This window comes from Variovorax sp. P1_H2, assembly GCF_056405295.1.
Window position 1 is genome coordinate 1 of sequence record NZ_JBFUCJ010000155.1, and the last position, 12808, is coordinate 12808.

Sequence of the window (12808 nt, forward strand, 5' to 3'; positions counted from 1 at the left end):
GGGGGCCGCAGGCCGCCTTGGGGCGGCCCGGCGCCGGCCTGAGCCCCCACGCTCCCCCACTGCGTGTGGGTCGCTGCCCCCCGAGGGGGCCGCAGGCCGCCTTGGGGCGGCCCGGCGCCGGCTGATCGTCGTCATCGACACCAACATCGCGCTCGACCTGCTGGTGTTCGAGGACCCCGGCCAGGCCGGCCTGGCTGCGGCACTGGCAGACGGCGCGCTCGAATGGATCGCCACCGCGGCGATGCGCGACGAATTCGCGCGCGTGCTCGGCTATCCGCTGATCGCCAGGCGCCTGGCGTCCAGGGCGCTGGCTGCCGACGAGGTGCTGGCCGAGTTCGATGCGCGCGCACGCCAGGTCGACGGCGTGCCGGTCCGGGCGCCTTGCGTCTGCAGCGATCCCGACGACCAGATGTTCATCGACCTCGCGGTCGCGCACCGTGCGCGTCTGCTGAGCAAGGACCGCGCGGTGCTTTCGATGCGCAAGCGGCTCGCGGTCCAGGGTGTCGCCGTCTCCGTGCAATGGGCATCGCCCGGCGCGGCTTCCCGTGACGGGCAATCACGAGCCAGAAGTCCATGACATGGCGGTTGCGAAAAGGCGCCTGCAGGCGCCGCTCGCCACTCCGAACCCGCTCGGCGCCGATGCCACCCGCGACATCATCACGGCCGAGCTCGAGGCACTGCTGGCCGACACCTTCGCGCTGTACCTGAAGACCAAGAGCTAGCTGGAACTCGGCGTGCTTACACGGCCACCAACCTCTCGGCGCACGCTTCGCTCAGCAAACCTCGACTTCTCCGTCCCCATACTCGCAAGCCGTAGGGTCGAACCACCTGTAGCCCCTGTAGTACAGCTGCACGGTATCGCCGTGGCCGTCATCAAAGGTGTAGGTGGCCGTGCCGCCTGAGGAAAGGCCCCACGTCACCTTGCCGAAGTCGCTGAATTCCATGGTGCCCGACGCATAGCAGGGCGCATATCGCTCATGCGCGCCAAATCTGCCGGGGACCGGGTACGCCTTGGTGAAAAAGTCCTTGACCTGGCGCACGGTGGGTTTGAAGTTTTTGCAAGCCTCAGTCAGTCCTGGCTCTCTGGGGTACGCATTGAGGCCAGTTTCCAGGATCACGACCTTCTGGATAGTCCGAGCGTTCGCCTGGCATGCAAGCAAGAGTGCGGCGACCGCGATGATCAGTCTTACTGCCATGTGGCTGTACTCGCCTTAGTCTTTTTTTCGCTCAACAGCAGGGATCGACGATGCGCTGGCCGAGAAGGACTTCCTGCAGTTCGAGGAGCCGTACCGTAGCGCACGCTGAGTACCCGGGCATTCGGGCGCGGTCTTGCGGGAACTCGGCGCTCATGGTGCTCGGCGATTTCATCCGCGCCAAGTCGAGTGCTTACGGGGCCACCAGCCTCGCGGCACACGCTTCGCGCGCCCCGTTCAGCAGTCAGGGACGGACCCGAGCCCATACGTGCAAGCGGTGGGATCGTTCCACTTATTGTGTTTGTAAAACAAAGAACCTGAATCGCCCCGATTGAACATAAACGAGGCTCGAATGCAGGGCCCAATCTCCAAAAGAGCCGTCGCTGTAGGTCAAAGTGCCGAATGCAATACAAGGGGAATATCGCTCGGTCGTGCCAATGTAACTTTCGACATGGTGCGCCTTGTTGAAATAGTTCCGAACCTGCTTGAGCGTTGGCTTAAATGCCTTGCACAACTCCTTGGTTCGTTCATCCGATTCATTGGTCACCCCGGTGCCTTTGATTTCCAGCTTATGTACGGTCCTGGCCTCACTGCTGACGCCGTGGGCGAGTGACGCGGCGAGAACCATGAACCCAAGTGCCGCGTTGCGCCTACCATTCGGTCGTACTCAGCAATTCCCTTCGTCGCCCATGCCGTAAGAACAAGCGGTGGGGTCGAACCATTTGTTGTGCTTGTAAAACAAATAGACGTGGTCACCCTCATTCCACGTCAATGAGCCAACACCGCCCGATGATATTGCCCATTCTGCCTTTCCAAAGTCGCTGAAAACGATTGTTCCGGAAGCAACGCAAGGCGCGTATCGCTCATTTGTGCCATAAGTCCTGGGGACGGAATAGGCCTTTTGAAAGTAGTTTTTTACCTGCCGAAMAGTGGGTCTAAACTTCTTGCAATCTTTGTTTAGCCACTCTTCCTTTGGATTCATGTTGATACCTGTTTTCGTGACGGTTACGCTTTTGATAGTCCTAGCGTTCACGTGAACAGAGGCAAGGGTGAGCGGCAACGCGACTGCCACGACGAATAAAGATGCCATTCAATTCACCATGGCGCACACATCGCTCACGCCGCTCAGCAGTCCAGGACGTCGCCCAACCCGTAGCTGCACGCGGTGGGGTCGAACCACTTGTAGCCCCTGTAGTACAGGAACACATTCTCGCCTTCGTCCCACGAAATTGAGCCCGTGCCGCCTGACGAAACGACCCACTCGACCTTCCCGAAGTCGCTGAATTCCAGCGTGCCCGTTGCATAGCAGGGCGCATAGCGCTCATGCAGGCTAAAGCGATGCGGGACAATATACGCCTTGGTGAAAAATTCTTTGACCTGGCGCGCGGTCGGCTTGAACTTTTTGCAAGCCTCGGACAGGCCGTACTCATTGGGGTTCTTATTGAGGCCAGTCTCCAGGATAACCACCTTCTGGATTGTGCGAGCATCCGCCTGGCAGACAAAGGCGAGTGCGGCTACCGCAATGGTCAGTCTTACTACCATGTGGCTGTGCGCGCCTCGGATTCGTTTTTCCGCCCAACAGCAGGGTGCCTATAAACTTCATGCATCGAAACGTTGAACGTCTCGACCAACTCCTTGATCAGCCATTGCAGAGAAGAAGTCTGCTGCGCCGTGACCGGCACAAACACTTCCTTGCCTTCCTTCCCTGGCGCCTCGCCCACGAGTTCAATCCCGATGGCATCGGCATTCGAAGGGTACCTTTCGGGCCACTTCTTCGGCTCTTCGTTCGCGTGAATTGCCTTTGCTCTGGCGTTGTTGCCCTTGATCTTTTCCAGTGCCATTGACTTCTTCAAATCAGTGGGCGTGCATTTTTGCGTGATCACGCACCTGGATTGCAGAAATCCGACGTGGCTGGTGACTCTAAAAAGAGATGCAGTTTGGTAAATTTGTCCGTCCTTTTCAATCAGAAAATGAGCGCCATTGGGAGGGCGGCCGTTGCGATCCAATTTTGAATATGAATTGAAGGTGCTCACCGCCGTGGACCCACCCGTCTGGTGAACCACGATGCCATTCACCGCGCCCAACTTTCCACGCTCAATGAGCGGGAAGATCTTGACCTTGATCCGTTCTGCGTCAACGATTCCGCCACGATCGATATAGAGACCCATGCCGACTCCCCTTATGTTTCGGTGTTCTTCTGGATGTCGAAGCTCATCGACACCGTGCCGCCGGAACCACCCTGTTGATTCTGGAGGGTGTACTCCTCCTTCACTCGCGCGAATGAGAGACTGATCGTCTCTCTTGCCTGCCGCATGGTGGTCTTGAGGCTTGGGGCAACTTGGGTCACGATCACATCGCCCATCGTCAGCTTCAGGAACTCCAGCGGCTTCTCGCCCGCCTTTCTCACGACGAGCGTGGCCGTGTCGACGTGTTTGCCGGTCAGGCAGTACTTCATCAGGTTGGGGCTCGAGCGGTCCACGTAGTGATCGAAGGAGAGGTCGTGCACAGTGGCCTTGCCCGCACCGCCCCCGCTGCCGGAGTGCATGCTGGACGTCTGCATGACCTCCCACTCCCAATCCAGGACTTCAATTTCGTCCTTATGGGTGGCGTCTTGCGACTCACCGTTGATCCCGCTCAATTTCAAAAAGATGTCTTGGGCCAATGCGGGCTCCCCCCAAATTTGATTAGTTAGTTCTAGGTTCCGCGGCAATGCGGCGCCTTGAGGATTAAGGCCCATCGCAAACCAGAGGGGCAATAGGAAATGTCTGCGCCATCTGGGGCTACTTCTGAAAGTGCCGCGCCCGGCAGCGGCCGCTCGTCGAGGGTCATCGGCTCGAACGCGTCGATGTGGGGCATGGGCGGATAGTGCAGCCCCGCGGTGCCCGGCTTCCGAGACTGGTGGCAAAGATTAGCTGGGGCGCTTTTCCGCGGCGCTCTGTACGATGGTGGCGGGCTAGCCGCCGTACCAGCGCGCCAGCAGGCGCGCCACCGCCCGCACGCGCTGCGTGTCGCGGCCCCAGCGCCGGCCCGCGGGCAGGTGCCGCAGCCAGCGCATGCGCTGCGCCGCGACGGCCAGGCGGTCGCGCACCTCGTCGCTGGCCTGGTCCAGCACTTCATGCCAGTGCGCTTCGGCCGCGTGCGGCGAGGCGGCGTCGACCAGCATCGCCGTGGAGTGCAGATAGCTGAGCCAGTCCCGCGCCTGGCATTCGGCCAGCGGCAGTGTCTTGCCGGGGTCGTCCTCGAAATCGATGTAGCCGATGGTGCCGTCGGGGCACTGCACCAGATTGCGGTCGAAGGCCTGGCTCAGGTAGCTTCGGTGCGCATGCACGACGGCGATGGCGGCCAGGCCCTCGCGCCAGGTCGCGAGCAGGGCGGCCGGTCCGGTGGCCGCGGCCTGGTCGAGCCGCTCCTGCAGCACCACCGGCGGCCGGCCGCTCTGCCCGAGGTCGGAGATCAGCAGGCCGTCGCCCTGCTGCGCCAGCACTGCGGGCACTCGCAGGCCGGCGGTGCCGAGTTGCCGCAGCCGCTCGGCCTCGATCGCGATCGCCGCCTCGCCGCCCGGATTCGGCACCGGCTTCAGCACGTCGAGCCGCAGTGCGCCAGCGATCGCCGCCAGCAGGTGGTAGCGCAGCTTGCCATGGCGCGGTCCGGCTTTCTTGAGCCAGACGCGCTCGCTGCCGAAGCGATGGCTGGCAACGGCCTTGGTCTGCTGCGGCAGCGTGGCGCGCAGGAATTCGGCGTAGTCGGCGGGCTGGGGCGCCGCACCGGTCTCCAGCGGCGCCGGCGCCGAGGCCATGCCCTTGCGCATCTGCACGCGCGTCGACGATGCGCCTCGTCTCGCCGGGTTCATAGGGCGACGGCGAGGGGCTTGAAACTCTGGGCGCTGGCCAGCGGCCAGTAGGCGCGGAACACGTTGTGCTGCGCGTCGAGCGACCCGAGCAGCGCGCCGGGCTGCACCTGCATGATCAGGTTGCTGAGCAGCCGCACCTCGGTGTCCGAGATGCGCCGCACGATGTGATGGGCCGTGATCTGCTGCGGATGGTCGAGCCCGGCGGCCTGCACCAGCTCCTGCAGCGCATGCAGCGTGCTGCGGTGGAAATTGCGCACCCGGTCGGCCTTGGTCGGCACCACCAGCGCTTTCTGGCGCACCGGGTCCTGGGTGGTCACGCCGGTCGGGCAGAAGCCGGTGTGGCAGGCCTGGGCCTGGATGCAGCCCAGCGACATCATGAAGCCGCGCGCCGCGTTGCACCAGTCGGCGCCCAGCGCCATCATCCGCGCCAGATCGAAGGCGGTGATCACCTTGCCGGCGCAGCCGATCTTGATGCGCGCGCGCAGGCCGACCCCGACCAGCGTGTTGTGCACCAGCAGCAGGCCTTCCTGCAGCGGTGCGCCGACGTGGTCGCTGAACTCGACCGGCGCCGCGCCGGTGCCGCCCTCGGCGCCGTCGACCACGATGAAGTCGGGGGTCAGGCCGGTCTCCTGCATCGCCTTGACGATCGCGAACCATTCCCAGGGGTGGCCCAGGCAGAACTTGAAACCGGTCGGCTTGCCGCCCGACAGCACCCGCAGCCGGGCGATGAAATGCATCATCTCGGTCGGTGTCGAGAAGGCGCTGTGGGACGACGGCGAGATGCAGTCCACGCCCACCGGCACGCCGCGCGCGGCCGCGATCTCGGGCGTCACCTTGGGGGCCGGCAGCACGCCGCCGTGGCCGGGTTTGGCGCCCTGGCTCAGCTTGAGCTCGATCATCTTCACCTGCGGGTCGCGCGCGTTGGCGATGAAGCGCTCCTCGCTGAAGGAGCCGTCGTCGTTGCGGCAACCGAAGTAGCCCGAGCCGATCTCCCAGATCAGGTCGCCGCCGTGCACCCGGTGGTGGGAGGAGATCGAGCCTTCGCCGGTGTCGTGCGCGAAGCCGCCCTGCTTCGCGCCCTGGTTGAGCGCAAGAATCGCGTGGGCCGACAGGGCGCCGAAGCTCATCGCCGAGATATTGAACACGCTGGCGCTGTAGGGCTGGGTGCAGACCTGGCCGGCCGGCGAGGCCGGGTTCGGGGTGCCGCCGATGACGATGCGGAAATCGTGGTCGGCGAGTTTCGTCGGCCGCATCGAGTGGTTGATCCACTCGTAGCCGGAGATCGCGACGTCGAGCTGGGTGCCGAAGGGCCGGTTGTCGGGTTCGCCCTTGCTGCGCTGGTAGACCAGCGAGCGCTGGGCGCGCGAGAAGGGCGCGGCCTCGGCGTCGCTCTCGATGAAGTACTGCCGCAATTCGGGACGGATGTACTCGAGCAGGAAGCGCAGGTGGCCGATGACCGGGTAATTGCGCAGGATCGCGTGCGGCGTCTGCCGCAGGTCGTGCACGCCGGTCCCGGTGAGCAGGCCGAAAGCCGCCAGGGCGATCCAGGCCATCCACAGCTGCGGGGCGAGCAGGACCGCCACGACGCTCGCGACCAGCCCGGCCGCGCACAGCGCGAGCGCGGTGTAACGCGCCGGGAACGGCGCAATCTTCGATGTCGAAATAGTGAGTCTCCGGAGCCTTGCTGCATCATAGAGGGCTGCATTTGTAACGCCATGACAATCCCGCCCGACACCCCGACCCCCGCCCAGCCCGAGCAACCGCCCCTCGGCCCCGACGATTTCGACGCCCAGGACCAGGTTCTCGACACCCTGCGCGAGCACGACGACGAGACCCCGCAATGGGAATTCTGCGAAGGCTTCATGGCCGCGCTGGTCTGCACCCGGCGGCCGATCGAGCCGGCCGAGTACTGGCCGGTGCTGCTCGGCGAGGGTTTCGTGCCGGCGCAGCACATGGAATTCGTCTGGCGCTGGAAGCGGCGCTGGCGCGAGATCGAGGCCGGCCTCGACGCCGACGTGCAGTCGCTCGACGACGAGCGCACCTGGCAGCCCGAGGTGCTCGACACCCGCGGCGCCATCGCTGCGCTGCCCGAGGAAGAACGCGCCGAGATGGCCGGCGAGGCGATCCCGTCCTTCGCCCAGGTCTGGGCGCTGGGCTTCATGTATGCGGTCGAGAACTGGCCCGACGACTGGGCGCCGCCGCGCGACAAGGAGGCGGCGCAGATGCTCGACGAAGCACTCGACGCCATCGTTACGCTGACCGAGGACGATACCGGCAAGCCCGCGCTCTCGATGTATGCCGAGGACGGCCCACCGAGCGTGAGCCAGCAGCGGGTGGATGATTTCGGCGCCGCGATCTGGGCCGTGTACGACCTGCGCCAGTTGTGGCGCAGCATGGGGCCGCGGGTGGAGACGATCCGCAAGGAGGCGACCCCGGGGCGCAACGACCCCTGCCCCTGCGGCAGCGGAAAGAAGTACAAGAAGTGCCACGGTGCCGGCTGAACCGGCACTTGCGGCGCCGGCGCTGACGCTGCGTGCTGCCTGGGCGATGGTGATGGCCCTGTGCACCGCCTTCGCGCTGAGCCAGGCCTTTCGCACCGTCGGCGCGATCATGGCCAGCCAGCTGCAGGCCGAGTTCAAGTTGTCGGCGCAGGCGCTCGGCGTCTTCTCGGCCGCTTTCCACTTCGCTTTCGGCGCGATGCAACTCTTCATGGGCATCGGCATCGACCTGCACGGCGTGCGCCGCACCGTGCTCACCGCCTTTCCCTTGGCCATCGTGGGCGCGCTGCTGTCCGCCGTGTCCACCGACTACGCGGTGCTGGTGGCCGGCCAGGTGCTGATCGGCGTCGGCTGTGCGCCGGCCTTCCTGGTCTGCACGGTCTTCATCGCGCGCCACTTCCCCGCGGCGCGTTTTGCCTCGGTGTCGGGGCTGGTGCTGGGCATCGGCGGCGTCGGCATGCTGCTGACCGGCACGCCGCTCGCGTGGCTGGTGCAGGAGCACTCGTGGCGCATGGGCTTCGTCGTGCTGGCGGCCGCCTCGGTGCTGGCCTGGCTGGCCATATGGCGCTGGGTGCGCGAGCCGGCGCGGCCGGGCGGCCCGCCCAGGGAGTCGGTCGCGGCGGCGCTGCGGCAGTTCGGCGCGCTGTTCGCGCTGCCGCACACGGTCGGCATCATGGTGCTCGGGGCCGTGACCTATGCGGCCTTCATCTCGCTGCGCGGGCTCTGGCTCGGCCCGCTGCTGATCGAGCGCCACGGCTATTCGCTGGTGCAGAGCGGCAACGTGGCGCTGGTCGTCTCGGTGGTTTCGCTGGTCGGCCCGCCGCTGTTCGGACGGCTCGACCGCGAGGGCCCGGTGCGGCGGCGCCGCATCATCGGCTGCAGCCTGGTCTATGCCGCGCTGTTCGCGATGGTGGGCTTCTTCATCCAGGCCTGGATCGACGTCGGCGGCACGATCCTGATCGGGCTGCTTTGCGGCTTCATCGTCTGGCAGTACGCGGACGTGCGGGCGGCCTATCCGGCGGCGCTCACGGGCCGCGCGATGGCGGTCTTCACGATGGCGATGTTCCTCGGCGTGGCCGCGATGCAGTGGGTCACGGGCCTCGCCGCTTCGGTCGGCGCGGCCCATGGCATCGAGGCCTTCCGCGCCGTGCTGGGCACCATCGCGGTGCTGCTGGTCGCGGCGACGATCGCGTTCGCCTGGCTGCCGGCCCCGGAGCGGCCAAAATGGGGCCTGTAGAAGAATTCAAGATCCATGACCGAAACCACCCCGATCCCTCCGCTGCCCGACCACCTGTCCATCGACCCGCGCAGCCCGCACCATGTCGCCGCCGTCTTCGAGCACGACATCGGCATCCGCTTCAACGGCAAGGAACGGTTCGACGTCGAGGAATACTGCATCAGCGAAGGCTGGATCAAGGTGCCCGCGGGCCGCACGCTCGATCGCAAGGGCAAGCCGTTGCTGATCAAGCTCAAGGGCCAGGTCGAGGTGTTCTATCAAGACTGAAGCCCTCCCGAGGCGACGGTTCGCGATCATCACGAGCCTCGCGCTGGCCATGCTGTGCGCCGGTTGCGCGTCGCGCCCCGCGCCGCGCGTCACCCGGCTCGGCGACGGCGTCTTCAAGTCGCCGACCGCGCAGGACGCGGAATCCTATTGCCGCAACTTCGGCGCCCCGCTGCGCTTCCTGGATGCCGGGGCGCCGGGTGCCCCGGCGGGGGAAGTCGTCTTCCGCTGCGATTGAGCCCTGGAGGCGGCACGGGTCGACCGAGCGCCAGGCTCAGATCTTGAACGCCCGCTGCACGTCCGGCCGCACCAGGTCCGCGTAGTCGCGGTGCTTGCGGATGTAGCCGGCGATGAACTGGCAGACCGGGATCACATGCTTGCCGTCGGCCCGGGCCTCGTCGAGCACATGCCGGGCGAGGGCCGAGCCCACGCCCTTGCCTTCGTACGCCTCCAGCACCTCGGTGTGGGTGAACATGATGGCTTCGCTCAGCAGGTTGTATTCGCTGTAGCCCGCGAGTTCGCCGCCGATACGGGCTTCGTAGCGGTGCGCGGCGGGATTGTTGGCGATCGTGATGTCGGTCATGGCGTGGCCAGTCGGATGGTCAGGGATTGCGGGCAAGAAAGGCGTGGAGGTTCGCCGCTGCGGTGGCGCGGACCTTCTTCTTCAGCATCGGCGACCAGCCCAGCAGCAGGCCGGGCGCGCCCAGCGCCTGCCGCGACCAGCGCCAGAAGTCGAAGCGGTCGCGCTGGGTCGCGATCAGGCCCTCGGGCGTGAAGGTGAAGCGCGAGTCGATCGCATTGTCGACCACGCGCCCGGTGGCGCTGAAGAGGTAGTGCGCATCCCAATGCGCCCGGCCGCTCGTGGCGTCGGCTTCGACGTCGCGGTAGCTCAGTTTCCAGACCGCGGCGCCCTTGGCCTGGGTGCCGCCGCACAGCATCTTCCACATGCCGCCGATCTCGCGCGCGCCGCGCAGCGAGAAGGCTTCGTCGTCGAAGCTGGCGTCCGGCGCGTAGCAGCTTGCCATGGTGTCGGCGTCGAGCCGGGCGAAGGCGTCATAGAAGCGGCGGAGGGTGTGTTCGGTGAGCATGCGCCATCCTAATTCAGTCAGCGTCAGCGGCCGGCTCGCCCAGGCCGGAGGGCCCTGGGAATCAGGCCGTGCGCATCAGCTCGACCAACGTCATCAGCGCGCAGTGGACGGTGGCCGCGCGCACGGTGGCGCGGTCGCCGTCGAAGCGGCGGCGCTCGGTGCGCACGCGGCCGTCGACCGACCAGCCGAACCACACGGTGCCGACCGGCTTCTCGGGCGAGCCGCCGGTGGGTCCCGCCACGCCGGTGACGGCGACCGAGGCACGGGCCCGCGACCGCGCGATCGCGCCTTCGGCCATGGCGCGCGCCACCGGTTCGCTGACGGCGCCATGGGCCTCGATCAGCGCCGCGTCGACGCCGAGCATCTCGCTCTTGGCTTCGTTCGAATAGGTCACGAAGCCGCGCTCGAACCAGTTGCTGGAACCTGAAAGATCGGTGCAGGCGCCGGCAATGAGTCCGCCGGTGCAGCTTTCGGCCGTGGCCATCATCCAGCCCTTCTGCTGCAGCAGTTCGGCCAGCCGCAGCACCAGGGCGGCAACGTCGAGGTCGGCGAGGGGCGTCGGGGTTTCGTCCATGCGGTTCACCATGCTGCGCGCCAGGCGGCAATCATCAGCAGCGTGCAGAAGGCCGCCACCAGATCGTCGAACAGGATGCCGAAGCCTGCCGCGGCCCAGCGCGTCGTGCCATCGGGCCCTTCGTGCGGCTTGAACAGGCGGTCGGCCCAGCCCACCGGGCCCGGTTTGGCGGCGTCGAAGAAGCGGAACAGCCCGAAGGCGATGAGTTGCGCCAGCAGGCCGCCAGGCAGCACCAGCCAGAGCACGATCCAGAAGGCGACCACTTCGTCCCAGACGATGGCGCCGGGATCCGCCACCTGCATGTGGCGGGCCGTGACCGTGCAGGCCCACCAGCCGATCGGCAGCGAGGCGAGGATCACCCAGCCGATTGCGGCGTTCGAGAGCCAGCGCTCCATGAGCAGGAACGCGACCCAGCTCCAGAGCGTGCCCACGGTGCCGGGCGCACGGCGCGGCAGGCCGGAGCCGAAGCCGAGGGCGATCAGGTGCGCCGGATGCGCGAACAGGAAGCGCAGGGTCGGGCGGAACGGGGCGGCGGGTGCGGGAGAAGTGTTGGCGGTCGACATCAACCCGCAGTGTCGCGCATCTTTCGGGTCGCAGACGCTTCAGGCCGGCTGGAAATGCTGGCTGATGCGGCGCGCCACCGCCTGGGGTGTGTGGCGAAGCGCATCGACGGCGCAGGCGCCCAGGAACAGTCCGTCGAGCTTGAGTTCCGCCTGGGCGAAATAGCGGCCCAGCGACTCGCCCGCGTCGCGCAGGCAATGTTCCAGCGCGCCGAAGGTGCGGCTTTCCTCCCGTGCCGCGCCGCCCTGGGCGCTGATGCGGTGGCAGTATGCGTTCGGTCCGACGCGTTGGATGTCGATCAAGGGCTTCATTCGGCGGGCGGAAGTCGGGGTGGTTCTGCAACAAATAGCTTTGACTCCCGGATGGTGGCGCCAAGGCCCACCGGGGTAAATAGTCCATTTGGACCGGTTCGACTTCGCGCAGAATTGCCGCTTCATGTTGCCGGCTCGGATTCTGCTCATCGACGACCATGCGCTGTTCCGCTGCGGACTTCGCATGGTGCTCGCGTCCGGCATCCCCGAACTGGAAGTGGCGGAGGCGAGTTCGCTCGAAGAGGGCCTGCGCGCAGGCATGGACTCGCCCGCGCTGGTGCTGCTCGACATCCAGCTGCACGGACTCAACGGCCTCGAAGGCATCACGCTGCTCAAGCGCAAGTGGCCCGACGCGGCGGTGGTCATCCTGTCGTCCGACGCCGGCCCGCACACTGTGCGGATGGCGCTGGAGCGCGGCGCGGCAGCCTTCGTCTCGAAGGCCGACAGCGCCGACAACATCCTGGCCTTGATCGAACGGCTGCGCCGCGGCGAACCCGCCAGCGCCGCCACGGAGGCACCGGCGGCCGAGGGCGCCGCCGCCCCCCAGCTGCTGACGCCGCGCCAGTTCGAGGTGCTCGACCTGCTGTGCCAGGGCCTGCCCAACAAGGTCATCGGCCGCCGCCTCGGGCTGTCTGAGAACACCGTGCGTGGTCATGTGCAGGCGGTGCTGGCGGCGCTCCAGGTCTCGAGCCGGTCCGAGGCCGGCTTCGCGGCGCGGCGCCGGGGGCTGGTCGCCTGATGCACAAGCTCCTGCGCCTGGCCGATGGGCGCACGCTGGTCGAGCAGCTCCGGCTGCAGCTCGGCAACGTCGGCAGCTCGGTGATTCCGACCATCGGGGTCGCGCTGCTGCTGGTCTGGGTGCTCGCCAATGACGGCAATGCGCTGGCGCTGCGGCTCTGGGCCGGCACCGTGATCCTGTTCAAGCTGTACTACGCCCGCGATGCCCGGCGCACGCTGGCCGCCGAGATCTCGTTCGAGTGCGCGCCCCGCCTCGTGTGGCGGCAGATCGTGCTCAATGCCATCGATGCCGCCGTCTGGGGTGCCCTGGCCTGGGTCGCGCTCGGCGGCGCCACGGTCGCCGGCAGCATCCTCGTGATCGCGGTGCTGGCGGGTGTCGCCGGCAGCTCGATGTCCTCGCTGTCGCCGGTGCTGCCGGTGTTCATCGTCTTCGGCGCGGTCGAGCTGGCCGTGGTGGCCGCCAAGCTGGTGCTGCTGGGCGACCCGGCCTACAA

General features: G+C 66.6%; 20 protein-coding genes and 1 pseudogene. 8 read left to right on the forward strand and 13 right to left on the reverse strand.

Annotated elements, in window-relative coordinates:
- The first annotated feature begins 73 nt into the window (after positions 1-73).
- On the forward strand, positions 74-577 hold the full coding sequence (locus tag AC1D2E_RS32060; protein ID WP_478201153.1) for a putative toxin-antitoxin system toxin component, PIN family: 504 nt from the start codon (positions 74-76) through the stop codon (positions 575-577).
- A gap of 1 nt (position 578) precedes the next feature.
- Positions 579-722 (forward strand): hypothetical protein, encoded by a 144-nt coding sequence (locus tag AC1D2E_RS32065; RefSeq protein ID WP_478201137.1) that lies wholly within the window; start codon positions 579-581, stop codon positions 720-722.
- Positions 723-773: 51 nt separating this feature from the next.
- Here the strand turns inward: AC1D2E_RS32065 and AC1D2E_RS32070 are convergent, their stop codons facing one another.
- The 8 genes from AC1D2E_RS32070 to AC1D2E_RS32105 form a co-directional block, all read right to left on the reverse strand.
- Positions 774-1196 carry a hypothetical protein gene (locus tag AC1D2E_RS32070; RefSeq protein WP_478201138.1) on the reverse strand — a complete coding sequence of 141 codons (423 nt, stop codon included), beginning with the start codon at positions 1194-1196 and terminating at the stop codon, positions 774-776.
- 289 nt (positions 1197-1485) lie between these two features.
- The gene (locus AC1D2E_RS32075; protein WP_478201139.1) at positions 1486-1821 is read right to left on the reverse strand and encodes a hypothetical protein; all 336 of its coding nucleotides are present in this window, start codon (positions 1819-1821) and stop codon (positions 1486-1488) included.
- A 39-nt stretch (positions 1822-1860) separates the two neighbouring features.
- A complete protein-coding gene (locus tag AC1D2E_RS32080) occupies positions 1861-2283 on the reverse strand; it encodes a hypothetical protein (RefSeq protein WP_478201140.1) in 423 nt (140 codons plus the stop codon).
- A 35-nt stretch (positions 2284-2318) separates the two neighbouring features.
- A complete protein-coding gene (locus AC1D2E_RS32085; protein WP_478201141.1) occupies positions 2319-2735 on the reverse strand; it encodes a hypothetical protein in 417 nt (138 codons plus the stop codon).
- Complete coding sequence (locus AC1D2E_RS32090) at positions 2729-3361, reverse strand: peptidoglycan recognition protein family protein (protein WP_478201142.1); 633 nt, start codon at positions 3359-3361, stop codon at positions 2729-2731. Before AC1D2E_RS32090 ends, AC1D2E_RS32085 begins: the two co-directional genes overlap by 7 nt.
- A gap of 11 nt (positions 3362-3372) precedes the next feature.
- A complete protein-coding gene (locus tag AC1D2E_RS32095; RefSeq protein ID WP_478201143.1) occupies positions 3373-3855 on the reverse strand; it encodes an Hcp family type VI secretion system effector in 483 nt (160 codons plus the stop codon).
- A gap of 291 nt (positions 3856-4146) precedes the next feature.
- Positions 4147-5043, reverse strand: coding sequence for a BUD32 family EKC/KEOPS complex subunit (locus AC1D2E_RS32100; RefSeq protein ID WP_478201144.1), 897 nt, complete (start codon positions 5041-5043; stop codon positions 4147-4149).
- Positions 5040-6596: an FMN-binding glutamate synthase family protein gene (locus AC1D2E_RS32105; RefSeq protein ID WP_478201154.1), complete on the reverse strand. Its 1557-nt coding sequence runs from the start codon at positions 6594-6596 to the stop codon at positions 5040-5042. The genes AC1D2E_RS32100 and AC1D2E_RS32105 overlap by 4 nt, the downstream gene beginning before the upstream one ends.
- 162 nt (positions 6597-6758) lie before the next feature.
- On the opposite strand from AC1D2E_RS32105, the gene AC1D2E_RS32110 reads away from it, so the two are divergent.
- From AC1D2E_RS32110 to AC1D2E_RS32125, 4 genes are read left to right on the forward strand one after another with little or no spacing between them, the layout of a single operon-like run.
- Positions 6759-7544: a UPF0149 family protein gene (locus tag AC1D2E_RS32110; protein WP_478201145.1), complete on the forward strand. Its 786-nt coding sequence runs from the start codon at positions 6759-6761 to the stop codon at positions 7542-7544.
- Positions 7545-7590: 46 nt separating this feature from the next.
- A complete protein-coding gene (locus AC1D2E_RS32115; protein WP_478201155.1) occupies positions 7591-8778 on the forward strand; it encodes an MFS transporter in 1188 nt (395 codons plus the stop codon).
- 15 nt (positions 8779-8793) lie between these two features.
- Positions 8794-9045: a DUF3297 family protein gene (locus tag AC1D2E_RS32120; protein WP_478201146.1), complete on the forward strand. Its 252-nt coding sequence runs from the start codon at positions 8794-8796 to the stop codon at positions 9043-9045.
- A 49-nt stretch (positions 9046-9094) separates the two neighbouring features.
- A complete protein-coding gene (locus AC1D2E_RS32125; protein ID WP_478201147.1) occupies positions 9095-9280 on the forward strand; it encodes a hypothetical protein in 186 nt (61 codons plus the stop codon).
- A gap of 36 nt (positions 9281-9316) precedes the next feature.
- Here the strand turns inward: AC1D2E_RS32125 and AC1D2E_RS32130 are convergent, their stop codons facing one another.
- From AC1D2E_RS32130 to AC1D2E_RS32150, 5 genes are all read right to left on the reverse strand, one after another.
- Positions 9317-9625 (reverse strand): GNAT family N-acetyltransferase, encoded by a 309-nt coding sequence (locus tag AC1D2E_RS32130; RefSeq protein WP_478173019.1) that lies wholly within the window; start codon positions 9623-9625, stop codon positions 9317-9319.
- A gap of 19 nt (positions 9626-9644) precedes the next feature.
- Positions 9645-10130: a nuclear transport factor 2 family protein gene (locus tag AC1D2E_RS32135; RefSeq protein WP_478201148.1), complete on the reverse strand. Its 486-nt coding sequence runs from the start codon at positions 10128-10130 to the stop codon at positions 9645-9647.
- 61 nt (positions 10131-10191) lie between these two features.
- Complete coding sequence (locus AC1D2E_RS32140) at positions 10192-10704, reverse strand: CinA family protein (protein WP_478201149.1); 513 nt, start codon at positions 10702-10704, stop codon at positions 10192-10194.
- Positions 10705-10709: 5 nt separating this feature from the next.
- A complete protein-coding gene (locus tag AC1D2E_RS32145; protein ID WP_478201150.1) occupies positions 10710-11267 on the reverse strand; it encodes a phosphatidylglycerophosphatase A family protein in 558 nt (185 codons plus the stop codon).
- Positions 11268-11306: 39 nt separating this feature from the next.
- Positions 11307-11567, reverse strand: a complete 261-nt coding sequence (locus tag AC1D2E_RS32150; protein ID WP_478201151.1) for a hypothetical protein — start codon at positions 11565-11567, stop codon at positions 11307-11309.
- A gap of 133 nt (positions 11568-11700) precedes the next feature.
- Between AC1D2E_RS32150 and AC1D2E_RS32155 the strand changes: the two genes are divergently transcribed.
- Both AC1D2E_RS32155 and AC1D2E_RS32160 read left to right on the forward strand, forming a co-directional pair.
- A complete protein-coding gene (locus tag AC1D2E_RS32155; protein ID WP_478201152.1) occupies positions 11701-12315 on the forward strand; it encodes a response regulator in 615 nt (204 codons plus the stop codon).
- Positions 12315-12808 (forward strand): annotated as a pseudogene (locus AC1D2E_RS32160) (ATP-binding response regulator); the annotation flags it as partial. The gene AC1D2E_RS32155 and the pseudogene AC1D2E_RS32160, both read left to right, overlap by 1 nt.